This window comes from Nostoc sp. CmiVER01 (assembly GCF_034531135.2).
GTDB lineage: Bacteria > Cyanobacteriota > Cyanobacteriia > Cyanobacteriales > Nostocaceae > Nostoc.
In genome coordinates, this window is the sequence record NZ_JAVRBU020000015.1 from 1 (window position 1) to 14,111 (window position 14,111).

General features: G+C 41.6%; 11 protein-coding genes, 1 rRNA gene and 2 pseudogenes. 4 read left to right on the forward strand and 10 right to left on the reverse strand.

The window, feature by feature from the left end; all coding sequences use genetic code 11:
• The 4 genes and pseudogenes from RMZ43_RS24760 to RMZ43_RS24775 form a co-directional block, all read right to left on the reverse strand.
• Nucleotides 1-890 (reverse strand): 16S ribosomal RNA (locus RMZ43_RS24760); the annotation flags it as partial.
• 419 nt (nt 891-1,309) lie between these two features.
• Nucleotides 1,310-1,900, reverse strand: a pseudogene (locus RMZ43_RS24765) (IS1634 family transposase); the annotation flags it as partial.
• Nucleotides 1,901-1,953: 53 nt separating this feature from the next.
• Nucleotides 1,954-2,319, reverse strand: a complete 366-nt coding sequence (locus RMZ43_RS24770) for a DUF4277 domain-containing protein (protein WP_416212095.1) — start codon at nt 2,317-2,319, stop codon at nt 1,954-1,956.
• Nucleotides 2,320-2,479: 160 nt separating this feature from the next.
• The gene (locus tag RMZ43_RS24775; RefSeq protein ID WP_322653868.1) at nt 2,480-3,748 is read right to left on the reverse strand and encodes a bifunctional sterol desaturase/short chain dehydrogenase; all 1,269 of its coding nucleotides are present in this window, start codon (nt 3,746-3,748) and stop codon (nt 2,480-2,482) included.
• A gap of 605 nt (nt 3,749-4,353) precedes the next feature.
• Between RMZ43_RS24775 and RMZ43_RS24780 the strand changes: the two genes are divergently transcribed.
• The gene (locus RMZ43_RS24780) at nt 4,354-4,653 is read left to right on the forward strand and encodes a hypothetical protein (protein ID WP_322649839.1); all 300 of its coding nucleotides are present in this window, start codon (nt 4,354-4,356) and stop codon (nt 4,651-4,653) included.
• Nucleotides 4,654-4,751: 98 nt separating this feature from the next.
• Here the strand turns inward: RMZ43_RS24780 and RMZ43_RS24785 are convergent, their stop codons facing one another.
• Nucleotides 4,752-5,402, reverse strand: coding sequence for a hypothetical protein (locus tag RMZ43_RS24785; RefSeq protein WP_322649840.1), 651 nt, complete (start codon nt 5,400-5,402; stop codon nt 4,752-4,754).
• Nucleotides 5,403-5,481: 79 nt separating this feature from the next.
• Here RMZ43_RS24785 and RMZ43_RS24790 point away from each other — a divergent pair.
• Nucleotides 5,482-5,980 (forward strand): annotated as a pseudogene (locus RMZ43_RS24790) (ISKra4 family transposase); the annotation flags it as partial.
• A 26-nt stretch (nt 5,981-6,006) separates the two neighbouring features.
• Here the strand turns inward: RMZ43_RS24790 and RMZ43_RS24795 are convergent.
• The 5 genes from RMZ43_RS24795 to RMZ43_RS24815 form a co-directional block, all read right to left on the reverse strand.
• On the reverse strand, nt 6,007-6,774 hold the full coding sequence (locus RMZ43_RS24795) for a hypothetical protein (protein WP_322653867.1): 768 nt from the start codon (nt 6,772-6,774) through the stop codon (nt 6,007-6,009).
• A 255-nt stretch (nt 6,775-7,029) separates the two neighbouring features.
• Nucleotides 7,030-7,470, reverse strand: coding sequence for a hypothetical protein (locus RMZ43_RS24800; protein ID WP_322649842.1), 441 nt, complete (start codon nt 7,468-7,470; stop codon nt 7,030-7,032).
• A 298-nt stretch (nt 7,471-7,768) separates the two neighbouring features.
• Nucleotides 7,769-8,626 carry a DUF72 domain-containing protein gene (locus RMZ43_RS24805; RefSeq protein ID WP_322653866.1) on the reverse strand — a complete coding sequence of 286 codons (858 nt, stop codon included), beginning with the start codon at nt 8,624-8,626 and terminating at the stop codon, nt 7,769-7,771.
• Between the two features lie 477 nt (nt 8,627-9,103).
• A complete protein-coding gene (locus RMZ43_RS24810; protein WP_322653865.1) occupies nt 9,104-9,802 on the reverse strand; it encodes a pentapeptide repeat-containing protein in 699 nt (232 codons plus the stop codon).
• 216 nt (nt 9,803-10,018) lie between these two features.
• Nucleotides 10,019-10,513 (reverse strand): hypothetical protein, encoded by a 495-nt coding sequence (locus RMZ43_RS24815; RefSeq protein ID WP_322653864.1) that lies wholly within the window; start codon nt 10,511-10,513, stop codon nt 10,019-10,021.
• Nucleotides 10,514-11,404: 891 nt separating this feature from the next.
• Between RMZ43_RS24815 and aroF the strand changes: the two genes are divergently transcribed.
• Together aroF and RMZ43_RS24825 are read left to right on the forward strand one after the other, a co-directional pair.
• The gene (gene aroF, locus RMZ43_RS24820; RefSeq protein WP_322653863.1) at nt 11,405-12,277 is read left to right on the forward strand and encodes a 3-deoxy-7-phosphoheptulonate synthase; all 873 of its coding nucleotides are present in this window, start codon (nt 11,405-11,407) and stop codon (nt 12,275-12,277) included.
• Between the two features lie 315 nt (nt 12,278-12,592).
• Entirely contained in the window at nt 12,593-14,104 is a 1,512-nt protein-coding gene (locus RMZ43_RS24825; protein ID WP_322653862.1) for an efflux RND transporter periplasmic adaptor subunit, read from the forward strand.
• Nucleotides 14,105-14,111: the final 7 nt, after the last annotated feature.

Sequence of the window (14,111 nt, forward strand, 5' to 3'; positions counted from 1 at the left end):
GTGCAGCAGATGCTTACCCCGTCAATTCCTTTGAGTTTCACCGTTGCCGGCGTACTCCCCAGGCGGGATACTTAACGCGTTAGCTACGGCACGGCTCGGGTCGATACAAGCCACGCCTAGTATCCATCGTTTACGGCTAGGACTACTGGGGTATCTAATCCCATTCGCTCCCCTAGCTTTCGTCCCTCAGTGTCAGTTACGGCCTAGCAGAGCGCCTTCGCCACCGGTGTTCTTCCTGATCTCTACGCATTTCACCGCTACACCAGGAATTCCCTCTGCCCCGAACGTACTCTAGCCGTGTAGTTTCCACTGCTTTTATCTAGTTGAGCTAGACTCTTTAACAGCAGACTTACACAGCCACCTGCGGACGCTTTACGCCCAATCATTCCGGATAACGCTTGCATCCTCCGTATTACCGCGGCTGCTGGCACGGAGTTAGCCGATGCTTATTCCTCAGGTACCGTCACTTTCTTCTTCCCTGAGAAAAGAGGTTTACGACCCAAGAGCCTTCCTCCCTCACGCGGTATTGCTCCGTCAGGCTTTCGCCCATTGCGGAAAATTCCCCACTGCTGCCTCCCGTAGGAGTCTGGGCCGTGTCTCAGTCCCAGTGTGGCTGATCGTCCTCTCAGACCAGCTACTGATCGTCGCCTAGGTGCGCCTTTACCACACCTACTAGCTAATCAGACGCGAGCTCATCTCCAGGCAGTTAACCTTTCACCTTTCGGCACATCCAGTATTAGCCACCGTTTCCAGTGGTTGTCCCAGACCTAGAGCCAGATTCTCACGCGTTACTCACCCGTCCGCCACTGTGCCCGAAAGCACCGTTCGACTTGCATGTGTTAAGCATACCGCCAGCGTTCATCCTGAGCCAGGATCAAACTCTCCGTTTTGAAGTGTTTGTAAGCTCTATACTTTTAGCTGCTCTTTTTTAACTTCAGCTTAGTTATCTTTATTTTCTTGACGCAAACTACTTGCTGTCTTTTCGCTTTCAAACTATAATATTTTCAAGGTTCTGTCTCCTGAATTGCGTCGCTCTTTCGTCGCTCCGCTTCAGGCACTTATTCAATATAGCGAACCCAACTCTTTGTGTCAACTCTTTTTCCAAAAATCTTTTGGAGCGCTTCTTTGTCCCCTCTAACTCCCCACAGTACAGGCTTCTAGGCAACAATGGTTTATGCACTGTGTCGATTATTAAGGGGGAAGTGTGAATTTTCAATCCGTTATAGCTTTGTTGCATCAAGGCTTTGCTTTGTTATGAACGTAAATATCGCCGCCTCATCGGCAATTTATCCCACATTCCGCAGGTTAGTTAGTAAAGCAGATAATATTTTCGACAGGGGGCACCAAAAAAGTTGAGAATCCAGCGTCTTTCGGAAGTCAAATTAGTAATTTGCTTGCTTTGGGCAACAGTAACTAAGTGAATCGACATAAAACATTGAAAGATCCAGCGTAGAGTCGGAGCAGCAGTAGGTTTACCCAACTGATCGTCGATAGTCTTTTTAGCTCTATCGAGTGCTTGACGCAATGCCCTTTGACCCAAGCTATAAACAAGCAAACACAAGCCCATAATCATGGCTGATGCAGCAACCCGTTTGGGTGAGTTGAGGAAGACACTGGAAGTAAAGAATAGCGGGTCTTTGAGAAAGCGAAAACCGCGTTCAGTAGATTGCTGTGTCTTATACTCAATTAACACATCATCATCACTTAACTCAGAAGCATCAAGAACATTGGTTGCTAGGAGGAACCTACTGGCTCTTTGGACTTCAACATCTATAGCAGTTTGTTTGGGTGCAAGTGTTGCACAAAGTTGATAGTACTTTTATATAACAGCATTCTTTCGCGGTCTACCACGTCCCTTGTGCTGCAAAATCTCAACTACTTTGATATCAACTAGCTGATGTAAAGGCAACAAGAAGTTTCAAGCTATTATCTCGTTGATGAAATTCGTGGAACTTATCGTGGCATGATGATTGCAATTCCTCCAAAGGAATGGAAGGTTTTTGCACAAATGAATCTAATTGAACTGACCAACATACTTCGAGATTTGGCAGCTCGCGTTAATTTAGTTCTTTTTGCATCCCACCCTCGCGCACCAAAAAAGACAAGAAGGATACTAAAACGTACTCGTCCTTCCAAACGACCCCATGTTTCTACAGCTAAAATTCTATCCCAAAAATAATACCTAAAAACAGACACCTTGAAAGGGCTGGTCCTAGCTTTTACTACTTGACCTACACTAATTATTTCTTGCGGATGGCTTCCTAGTAGCCGATTGATTTGCTCTACTAGTTCCATTTCGTCACATATGCCTGCGACTATCCCTTACTTGGTCAATATCCTGTACTCTTATATCTAATGGTGATGCTGTCATGCTTCTAAAATGCAGCATTTAGGTCATTTCTAAAAATACAGCATTTACGATCGCACCTGCAGAATGTGGGATTTATAAGTTATCTCTGCCTAAAAATAAGAGTTTCTGCTATTGTTTGGGTAAGTCCTGTTTACTTTTCGCTGTTCGGCTGAAGACTCGATAGTATAGCGACGTACTAATTTCCTTTAAGGGAAACAGGAGATAGGTAAGAGGATTTATTGCCACAATAATATTTCGGAAGTCTCGTCGAGCCAAAAATAAAATAGCACGAGCAACTTGTTGTGCAGACATGACTCCATAAGGATTCAGTTGACTTTTAAATGGGCCAAGAATTAACTTGCGAATTACACAATCCCCGTCCAAACGTTTCAGGGTAACAATATCTCCTAGCGATCGCTTGCTGAGTTCATAAAGCGGACTTAGTGCTGGGGAAACCTCAGCCTCAGAAGTGTTTACCCAGATTTCTTTGGTTGCTTTTGCTTGTGGGCCTGTTACAGTTGTCAAAAATATATCCATCAACCGGAAGGCTGAAAAGGTATTTACTTCATAGGAGGTATTGATAGCCTCCGATGTGCGGCTGGCGTAGACATTGATTCCGTGGTTGATAATTAAAATATCTACTTTCTCTAAACTATCTTTCAAATTGGCTTCATTACCCAACTGCCAAGGAACCACCTTCACCCCAAATTGCTCTACTAATTTTTTTGGATTAGTGGTTAATGCCACGACTTTAGCATTATTCTTTACAAGTTCAGCTGCTAATGCTTGTCCCAACGCTCCTGATGCTCCGGTTAAAGCGATGGTTTTACCTTTAAGAGACAGTCCTGTACCAATAATTTTATCCACTAGGGGGAAGACACCACTGTAGTAAGCGTTGACATCATCAAAATGATGCCGCCAATGGTAAGACCGATTCACCCACCAAATGGATGGTATTGTCTCTAAAGGGCCGGGTAGGTGGTTGTAGTCTGTATCAATTTTTCCCTGGAAATATCTTACAGACGCGCCATACAAGAACGTGCAACTATAAGCTACTCCCAGCCATAACCCCATTTGCTGGACAATTAAGGCAATGACTACCAATACCACTAGTAGTAGACTCGACTCTAAAATGTCGTGATAGAGCTGGGATTCTTGGTAAACTTTCTGAGAAACTATTGATAAATCACGACGATAAGCCATGTGGTGCTTGTTGTGCCATTTAGCAAGCCAATTGACTTGGTGACACAAAGCATGGTAGCTGTCTCTCAACACCTCAGCGAGTAAAAGTGAAAAAAGTCCCCAAATAACAAACTGCAAGCTGGCATTTAGCCAAACCCAATTAATTTGTAATTTTGTCTCAATTCCAATCAAGTTTTCAGCTAGCATTTTTATCATATTTGTCTATACTCGTTTTTCTTAATCATTCTTCATGGAATGAAGCAAACAACGTAAGATAAGCCTTTCTAGGCGTTCTTTGTATTAAAATGCTCAAAAGATGTTCAAAAGCCTTATTATAAGTAATATAATCACTATTTTTGGTATAAATTAATGCTCCAAATAGATGCTCAATGAATGCTCATTTTTTAAACCTATCTGTCTTACCCTACCTTATACCTGAACTTATTAAGCAATTTACTAAGCAACTAATGACCTCTTAGTGTACAAGCATTACAGCCTATTTTGACCTATAAGCCACTTATAGACAGTTGATAGTATATTCTTCTATTCCTTGTTTGGTAAGGGTTAAAGGGTCTTTGAATGAGATAAATAACACTTGCCATTGCCCTGTCTCTCATGTTTCTAGCTGTTACGTAATCAAGTTTTAATTATGTTACGTTTTCAAGTTAAGATGATATAAGTTAGACAGAGCAAGCGATATGACTAAATACTTGGTAGAGCTAAAAGATTCTACTACAGATGATATGGTACTAATGCAGCTACACGCTGGTTCAGTAGATGAGGTTAGAGAATAAGCAATAGAAGCTAACCCAGGTTGTGAAGTGGTAAAGCTGAAGCATACACATGGTGGCAAGCGTAGCGGCGCTGGCAGAGTAAGTAAGTGGGGTGATGGAGTGAAGACCCAAACATATCGCTTACCTCCTGCCTTTGGTGAGAAAGCTGAGGAAGTAGTAGGAGAGTTAGAAATGGTAGGTCACATCTTAGATAGCTGGCAATCAAAGGTAGATGAATCAAAAGGTAAATCAGCTAACGGTCAACCTAGCGAACGCTACAAATACGTTGACCAATTGATTAGAGACTTGAAACAAGCTATGCAGGTGACGGGTGAAAAGTTAGTGTGAATACTAGTCGTTTTGAAAATTGCACTCGATTTTTTAAGGAAAATACTCAAAAAATTGAAAAACCGTTTTAGGCAGGGTAATGGGAGTGAGAAGTTAGTCTAGCCACTGTGGATCGCCAACTCCTCAGCATCTACCCAAGGAGTAAAGTAGCCGTCAGGCTTTTTACAAGAATACTGCTGTTCATTAATACTGGCTACTACCATTTTCAGTTCACCTAATGTAGTGGCGTAACGTTTGCCTACATAAGAGACGACATCCCCAATCTTGAAATACTCATCTTGATTGAAAATTTCATTTAAAATATCTCCTTTACCCTCCATACCCTCCACTATCCTTCCCTGGTAAGGGTTTAAACCCTCCACTGTACCCTCCATACCATCCTCCATTTGCCCTCCACTTTTAGTAAATGTTGCTGGATTACTAATTAGCTCATCTCCACTAGCTGTTGTGGAGGGTATTGTGGAGGGTTGAAAAGCTTGCTGCGACTCGATAGTGGAGGGTATGGAGGGCAAGTCGTCTAATTCCTCTGCGTATTTTTCTTCGAGTGTGGGGATGTGGTCGTCTGCTTCCTTTCGACGAAGCTTTAGTCCTACTATTTGATTATTCTGACTAGTCTTGCTTTTGGTGACTTCTTTCCAACTTAGAATGTTATTGCACAAATCTACTAGGTGGCGCGAGAATTCAGTGTTGGATTTTGGTATTTTTCCGGCATCCAAGCAACGCTGATAGTAACTACCATACGGGAGCATCCAGTTTTGGAAGATTTACCATTTATGGGAAAATGTAAAGGGAAATAACCCTGTGCGATCGCGCTCCTATGAACCAAGAGAAAACCAATCGTTAGTTGATTATGTCAATAGCCAACATTTGGTTAACCCACTTGTCTGCTTAGGAGATGGTCATGATGGCGTGTGGAATTTAGTCAAAGAGTTTGGAACTGAAAAATTTGAACGTTTAGAAATTCTAGATTGGTATCACCTCAAGGAGAATCTTTATAAAATTGGTGGTTCTTTAAAGCGTCTAAAAGCTGCTGAGAGCTTATTGTGGCAAGGTCGGATAGAGCCAGTTCAGGTTTTATTTAACAATTGCCGAGGCAAACAAGCTAAGAAGTTTATGGCTTATCTCGAAAAACATCGCACTCGCATTATTAACTACAGCTATTACCAAGCTGAACAACTGTGTTCTATTGGTTCTGGATCTGTCGAATCTGCTATTAAACAGATTGGAGCAAGGATTAAAATCTCCGGCGCACAGTGGAATGTTGAAAGTGTTAACCAAATTCTTTCTGAACGCTTACGCTTATCTCAATGGGTTGCTTGCAATTTGAGTCTTTCTGCCAAAACTGGATGCTCCCTAGAATTTTTTGGTTGTTACATCATACGTTCTTCTAATTAAAATTCGTTCTTTTTCCCATTCAATATCGCACCACATAAAAGCTATTGCTTCACCTGTTCGGCATCCAGTAAGGAATTTAAAACTAGTGAAAAAATACCAGTGAGGACAATTGTTTTTTATATAATCAAGAATTATTTCTCTCTCGTCCCAAGTATAGGCTTTTGCTCTATCCAATACATCATCATCGTTTTCCGTTTCTACTTCATTCTGAGTTTTACCTTTAGTTCCTTTAGTGGTTATCTCCTCCGCCATACCTTCAAAAGGATTATAAGTTAATAATTTATTTTTTATTCCCATTCGGTAAGCTTTCGAGAGATTAGAAAGTAGCTGTCTTACGTGTTTTGGATTTCTATTCTCAACTAACCAATTTCTAATTTTTAATGCATCTTCTGATTTAGTGGCTTCTATCGCTGATTTAAGAAAGTTTTTATACTGTCCTTGATAAGTGCTTATAAAAGTACTTTCTCTTAGATCATGTTTCCTGTATTCACAATAGATATTCCAGACTTCCATTAAAGATAGTTCAGGCTTAGGCGGTAGTTGACCACTCGAAACTGTAGTACTATTCACTACTTTTAAGTCTGGTTTAAGCTTCTGGTCAACTAAAATTTCATGATACCTGCTTTCGTTAAAGGTTCCATCTGAGTTGGTAAGCTTCCATTCTTCCATCTCTAACTGTAATCGGCGTTGCAGCTTATCCGCCTTCCCCTCCCATCCATCTAACATTTACAATGCCTGTTGCCTTCTTTACTTGATTTGGTTCACCTGGGAAGAAAGGACGCGGAAAGCAAGCTTTTATCGAGCCGGAGTCCATCGCAGCAGTATAAATACTTAATTGTCAACGTCTGGGGCGAATGACTTCGGCTCGTGCTGCTTCTGGCACAAATGCACAATACATAGCATATTTTAACTTAGTTAAGTACAGAAGTTAGTTTTTAAAACCAGAATTAAGTTTGTTTTAAGGGCTAACTCCTGCCTTATTTAAATGGCTCTTTGCCGCACATGTTCCCCATTAAGTCCTTGCTTAATCCAACTCAGGCATTCATATTCGGATTGGAATAATTTTGGAGCTGCGATATTATTCAATAACTCTGGTGGATAATGATCATAAAAATATTTGTCACCTTCTTGGGAAATAATTATCAAATTGTTTCGGTAAATGTAGCGAGACTTAAAATTATCCTTCTGGCTAACAAACTCTGAATTTTTATCAATATGTTCTTTAGCAATATCAATGATATTACTAACGTTAATTCCATAAATTTCTGCTGGATTTTCTGCTTTATGAAATTGGCTTGTGTGTCCAACGTCTGATAGCAATTTATACGAATAAATCTCGTAATTATCAAGCTTTCCAAAAACAAATGGAATGATGAGATATCCTTTGTAAGAGACTGAATTTTCATAAAGAAGACGACTCATTTCAACCTCCTTTGGTGTAACTGCCTCAAAAAATTCGCTAAGATCACATTTACATTAAAATTCAATACTTTTCTGTTAAATCTACTTATGTATCACCTAAAACCTCATTGCCATTTAACAAATAGGGCTATTATACCTTTTGTCAAGCAGAAAGGAATATCAAACTTTAACAAGAAAGTATCGTAACACTAATTATCGCTCTTTTTTTAATTACTAAACGTGAGATATTTTGTAAAAGTTAAAAAATTAGAAATCTCCTTCTGTGGGCTTAGTTCCTCTACTTCTTGCATCCTGCTTTTCAAGACCATAAACTGAGTTGATTGGGGGAATGCTCAAGGTTATTCCAAGGTAGGGGTGGAATTGGTGTGTGACTCTGTTCTAATAGCTGTTGGAAGTGACGGGCTGTGCTGGGCGATCGCGCTTCTATTGGACAATGAACAAAGAAATAAATTCGCACTCCCATTTGCAACCATTGCTGAATCTGTCTCACCCACTCTTCCATAAACGGCTGATTCACTGATAAATTTGGATGCGAAATAAATCGAATCAGAGTAAAAGGTGCTGTCACACTCAATTGCAAAGGTAATTTTGGTTTACGTCGTTCTGATTGTAACTGGGGGTCATCATCTCCAGTATAAATGGGGCGCGAGTCTAACAATACCCGTCCTACACCGAGTCTTTCTAAAAGTGTCGTCAAATTACTTGCATGGGGTTCTCTAAACCAGTCGGGATGCCGAACTTCTAACGCTAGGGGTGCTTCTATACGTGGCCAAGCTTCCAGAAAGTTAGTCAAATCGTCAAGCAATGTAGGTGCGTAACTGGGTGGCAACTGGGCAAATATCGGGCCAAGACGCTTACCTAAAGGACGCATCCCTTCCAGAAATTTTAATGCAGCTGGAATATAAGGTTTCAGCAATCCTTGATGGGTAATATCTCGTGGTAATTTCAGGCAAAATTCAAAACCTGCTGGTGTTTCGGCAGCCCAACGGGTTACAGTTTCTTGGTTAGGCACGGCATAAAAGGTGGTGTTACCTTCTACAGTGGTGAAGCGACGACTGTAGAGATGGAGAAAATCGGCAGTGCGAGTGCCTTGGGGATAGAGTTCGCCCACCCAACCTTTATATGCCCAAACAGCACAACCAATAAAAAAGTTCACAGTGCCTAAAAGCCTTGATGTATCATATTCAATTTTACAGGCAGGTTGTAGGGATGGATCAAGCTAGGTTAGATTTCTAACTTTTTGAAGGATACTGCTGATCATTAAAATTACAAACTGCTTTCTCATTTCAGTAGATTCAGCAAGCAAATCTCAGTTTATTTATTTTAGACTTTATATTAAAATCCAAACTAAGCAGTAAATGTATACTTAGATTAATTATTTTAGACTTATATTAAAATCCAATAAAATTCCAGGGACAGGCAAAAGCCATTTGCACACCATTGGATACACTTAATGGGCTTAATGCAAATGGTCAAGGCGATATTTTGCAGCAGTTGTAAATCTGTTGCTTAACTTTTATACTCATTTATTTTGGTGTTTTGGACAAGCATTAAAGCATATTGCTTTTTCAATATGCTTTAATGCTTGTTCATTTGAATAATTCATATTTTCTGTATCATAGCGCAGCCTCAGCTACTGATAAATTGAACCATCAGGCATAATCGCCCCTGCTAAGTTAGTACCAACTAGTTTAACTAAAAGGCGCTCACCAGAACGAATCCGCGCTCCTGTTAAGTCGGCTCCTCGCAAGTCGGCCCCACTGAGATCCGCTCCAATTAAATTAGCAGCGCGTAAATTTGCCTCCCTGAGATCCGCTAAAAGTAGGTTTGCCCGAAATAAATTTGCTTCAGATAAATTCGCTCCTCTGAGGTTGACTTTGTGCATAAAAGTATCGCTAAGATTAGCGCCGCTCAAATTGGCATAACTCAAATTTCTGCCAGATAAGTCTTTATTGCTCAAATTTGCCCGACTGTAGTCTTTACCACTCAAGTCTGAGTTTTGCTTTGGTGGTTTTTGGGTCGTTTGAGCTGGTTTTTCCTGTTGAGCTGGCGGTGAGTATGGTTTCTGGGTTGTTTGAGATGGTTTTTCCCGTTGAGGTGGCGGTGAGTGATGTGTGGTTTGATGTTTGGTTTTTAGAGAGCGCAACTTTTCACGAGCTTCATTTATGGCTTTCAGCTTGTCTTGTGCTTTCTGCTGTAAACGGAGATTGTCTTTAGGAATGCGATCGGGATGCCAAACAAAGACTAAATCTTTGTAAGCCTGGTTCACTTCTTCAAGTGTTGCTCCAGGCTCTAATTCCAAAATTCTATAGTAGTGCTCCAGATCGCTCATACGATATTTTGGTGGACAATCAACTTAATTATGAGTGATGGAGCCATTTATTCGCTGCATCATTATGTCATTGGGCATAGGGGATTGGGCATTGGGCATGGGAAAGAGGACTTGGGGACAAGGAGAATTGGGGACAAGGGGAAACACTTGTTGCAAGTTCTGATTTAAGTAACCTTGTCTCTTTGTCCCCTTGTCTCCCCTGCTCCCTCTGCTCCCTCATCTTCCCATCTCCCCATTTCTCCATCGAGCGATCGCTCTCAAATATGCTGCAACTGGAATCTGATAAATTTCAATCACAATCCAAACAATAATTGATAAATGTGATAAGAAAGTTAATATCGTCCAAATATATGGCGTCCAGGTTATGGGTTCTTTGAGATTAGCAGGGAAATAGTAAGCTACTATGCCAATTAGAGTAGTGGGAAGAATTACAAAAATTGCTGCTGCTAGTCCATAACCCCAACCTAATTCCACGCCTTCCAACTGACCTTCTGTCCAACTAAACCCATTCCAACCCCAAATTAAGGGTGGTTGTCTAGAAGGCATCTTGATTTGCTCTAGTTCTAAGTTGACTGTAAAAATCTCTTGGCAAAAGTCACAAGCCATAGCTTCCATCATTGGCATGTGAGAAATCTTACCTATCCGACAGACTGGGCAGGGGTAAACTCCATAATAGTCGAAAGATTGGGCTAAGATTTTGGAACTGGGCATAATCAAAGTGAATGATCCTAAAAAGTTGATCTAGTCAATGAGGACTTGGGTTAAGAAAAATGTATGGCGATCGTCAATTGTCTGTAATAAGTTTTCCCAAGGTGAGGTAACAAGTCAGGAGAATTATATATTTTAACTTCTCAATCCTGGCTTTTTAAACTTCTCCAAGACGGAAGTCACCGTTTAGAGTTCTCTCTGATAACCTTGATTTGGCTGTATTATATTCTTTTAGGGAATCGCTAGATTCTGAATTTTTAGATTTTTCACCATTGATTTTTGATCATCTACACTACCCATTAGTCATTACACAACGATAATTTGTAAACTTATTAACTAAAGTGATATCTAATAACAAGCAGCTTTCTTTGTCTACGCAAACAAGCAATTAGCACTTCACTTCACTACACAATCAGAACAGGGCGTGATTTTGAATTTTGCCAAGCGTTACTAGTATTTACTCCCACATTTGTACTGAGTCTATCGCTTTTTTATGGTTTGTGGGGGTATTGACACCGCCTGATGTTCCTGTTAATGTTACTTTAAATAAGTATATTTATTAAGTTTCCAGCAAAAACCTCACAAATGCTTCACACAAATTCCTACTTTTATTTTTGGTTTAGGGTGGTTCACCGGGAGTGAATTGAGTTTCCTAAGGGAAACTGCCCGGTGAACCGCAGAGCGAACTCTGCGGTTTTTGTTGTTTTAAGGAGAATTTCATCGTCATGACTTATTTGAATAGCTGGTTTTATGGCTTTTATTGGCCCAGACTAAGTTCCGGGTAAATAGCGTCATGTCGATGATTCAGAACGCGCCCGGAACTCTTCAAAGGTTTCGGGCTTTTTTATTATCCGTAAATAGTGCCCAATACTCAATTTTTAGGAGAACGAAACCATGATTAACGCCAAACTTGCCGCACAATCTCATCCAAACCACCAAACAATCGTTAAAATCTCAAAAAAAGTCGCTTTCGGGGGCGAAGAACTGGTAATTATTGGTGGTCCCTGCACTGTTGAAAGTTTAGAACAAATGGAAATAGTCGCCCAAAAGCTATCTGGTGCATCGGTGCAAGGGTTGCGTGGCGGTGTCTACAAACCCCGCACATCTCCCTATGCTTTTCAGGGTATGGGAGAAGAAGGATTGGAAATTTTGGCAAGGGTGCGATCGCATTACAATATGCCAGTTGTCACAGAAGTTATGTCAATTTCTCAAATTGAAGTAGTTGCTGCCCATGCTGATATGCTTCAGATTGGTAGCCGCAATATGCAAAACTTCGACTTGCTCAAAGCTTTGGGACAAGCTGGTAAACCAATACTGCTCAAACGTGGGTTAGCAGCAACAATTGAAGAATTCGTTATGGCTGCTGAATATATTCTCAGCCACGGAAATCCTGATGTGGTGTTGTGCGAAAGAGGTATCCGCAGTTTCGATGATTACACCCGCAACGTTCTAGATTTAGGGGCAGTGGCAGCACTCAAGCAAATAACTCACCTGCCTGTGATTGTAGATCCTTCCCATGCTGTTGGGAAGCGAGAGTTGGTAGCACCTGTGGCTAGGGCTGCGATCGCTTGTGGTGCTGATGGATTAATTATTGAATGTCATCCAGAACCAGAAAAATCTGTTTCTGATGCCCGTCAAGCTCTTTCTTTAGAAGATATGGTGCATCTAGTTGATAGTTTAAAACCTGTAGCTACAGCCGTTGGGCGCAGTATATCAGAAGCGATCGGGGCGGGTTTGGAACCTGCCCCGATTTTTTGTGCTGCTTAAATTTCAGTTGAGGGCGAGCGCTTGTATATCTCAATCCAAAGATTTCTTTTGGCTTAAAGACAAACAGCAATCGCCTTCGTAAAATAAAGGTGCTTAGGCTATTCTATTTATTCTTAAACAATTTTTGCGACACAGCCCCATATATGAATAAAGTCACAATAACTTAGTACAAAAGTCACAAGAGTTTAATAACAATTTCTCTCCTAAGGGGGTAGGCGGAAAAAGCATAATATTAGTACGCTAATGTTTAGTTTAACTAATATTATGCTTTCCTAATTAGAATTAATCGCAACCAATCATTTTGCGGAAAATGCGATGTCTAATGACAAGCTAGTACCTGTCTGTACTTTCCCCCTTTCCCCCAGAATTGTTGATATGCGCTGTTTAGCCCCTGTTCAGACGATAAAGCCTTCGTCTTTGCCTGATCAAATTTTTCCTCGTTTTCAGAGCCTTATTCAAAAAGCGCGATTATCACTACTTATCTTAAGCCTGGCCTACTTGTGTAGCGCCTGTAATGCTTCTGAAGCCGAATCAAGTGGAAAAGAAGCAGGAAAAAAACGAGCCGTGCCAGTGGTGGTTGCTACTGCGGCTCAAAAAACGATTCCAATACAGCTATCGGCTACGGGAACAGTAGAAGCATATTCTACAGTATCTGTCAAGTCTCAGGTGGGTGGACAACTTACGGGAGTCTATTTTCAGCAAGGACAGAACGTTAAGAAAGGAGACTTGTTATTTAAAATTGATTCCCGCCCTCTACAAGCTGCATTGATGCAAGCGAATGCTGCCAAAGCCAAAGATTTAGCTCAGGTGAAACAGGCACAGGCAAATGTGCTACAAGCGATCGCCCAGGTGAACCAAGCAAAAGCGAACGTTGTAAAGGATAAGTCTCAGGCAACAAATGCAAATGTGCAGGCTCGACGTTATGCTACTTTGCTCAAGCAAGGGGCAATCAGTAAAGAACAGGCCGAACAGTATCAGACTACTGCTAATGCTCAACAGGCGACAGTGAAAGCAGATCAAGGTGGAGTGGCAAATGCGACTGCTGCTGTGGCAGCAGCCCAAGCAGATGTCCAAAATGCTCAGGCGGTGGTAGTGGCAGATGAAGCTGCGATCGCTAATGCTAAAGTTCAGCTTTCTTACAGTTCTATCTACTCGCCAATTGCCGGGCGCACAGGTAGCCTAAAGCTAAATCAAGGCAACTTAGTACAGGCGAATGCCACCGATCCGCTAATTACAATCAGCCAAATTCGCCCCATTTACGTCAACTTTTCCATTCCTCAACGACTGCTGCCAGACATCAAAAAATACAGTGCTAATAACGGCAAATTAGCAGTTGATGCTTTACCTGCTAAAGATGCAGGGCATCCGGTACGAGGCGAACTCACCTTTGTTGATAGTGGAGTCAATACCCAAACAGGCACAATTCAACTTAAGGGTACTTTTGCCAACGCTGAGGAGCGCCTGTTTCCGGGGCAGTTTGTCAATGTAGTACTCAAACTGAGTGAAGAACCGAATGCCATTACTGTTCCTTCCCAAGCGATACAGAGCGGACAAAAGGGGCAGTTTGTTTATGTAGTAAAACCTGATAAAACAGCAGAAATGCGTCCAATTACGGTAGGTGACACCGTTGGGAACGAAACGGTAATTAAGCAAGGATTGAAACCAGGCGAGCAAGTAGTCACTGATGGACAATTCAACTTAGTACCTGGTGCCACAGTCCAAGTGAAACCGGAAGTAGGAAGTAGAGGGGCAGGGGGAGTAGGGGGGGCAGGGGAAGCAGGGGAAGCAGGGGAGCAGGGGAGCAGGGGGAGAAAGGTAAACTCCTAACTCCTAA

What these genes read in the sequence shown, in the direction of transcription:
- RMZ43_RS24775 (WP_322653868.1), bottom strand. Translation starts at nt 3,748, where the DNA reads ATGATAAAAATGCTAGCTGAAAACTTGATTGGAATTGAGACAAAATTA.
- RMZ43_RS24785 (WP_322649840.1), bottom strand. Translation starts at nt 5,402, where the DNA reads ATGCTCCCGTATGGTAGTTACTATCAGCGTTGCTTGGATGCCGGAAAA.
- RMZ43_RS24795 (WP_322653867.1), bottom strand. Translation starts at nt 6,774, where the DNA reads ATGTTAGATGGATGGGAGGGGAAGGCGGATAAGCTGCAACGCCGATTA.
- RMZ43_RS24800 (WP_322649842.1), bottom strand. Translation starts at nt 7,470, where the DNA reads ATGAGTCGTCTTCTTTATGAAAATTCAGTCTCTTACAAAGGATATCTC.
- RMZ43_RS24810 (WP_322653865.1), bottom strand. Translation starts at nt 9,802, where the DNA reads ATGAGCGATCTGGAGCACTACTATAGAATTTTGGAATTAGAGCCTGGA.
- RMZ43_RS24815 (WP_322653864.1), bottom strand. Translation starts at nt 10,513, where the DNA reads ATGCCCAGTTCCAAAATCTTAGCCCAATCTTTCGACTATTATGGAGTT.
- aroF (WP_322653863.1), top strand. Translation starts at nt 11,405, where the DNA reads ATGATTAACGCCAAACTTGCCGCACAATCTCATCCAAACCACCAAACA.
- RMZ43_RS24825 (WP_322653862.1), top strand. Translation starts at nt 12,593, where the DNA reads ATGTCTAATGACAAGCTAGTACCTGTCTGTACTTTCCCCCTTTCCCCC.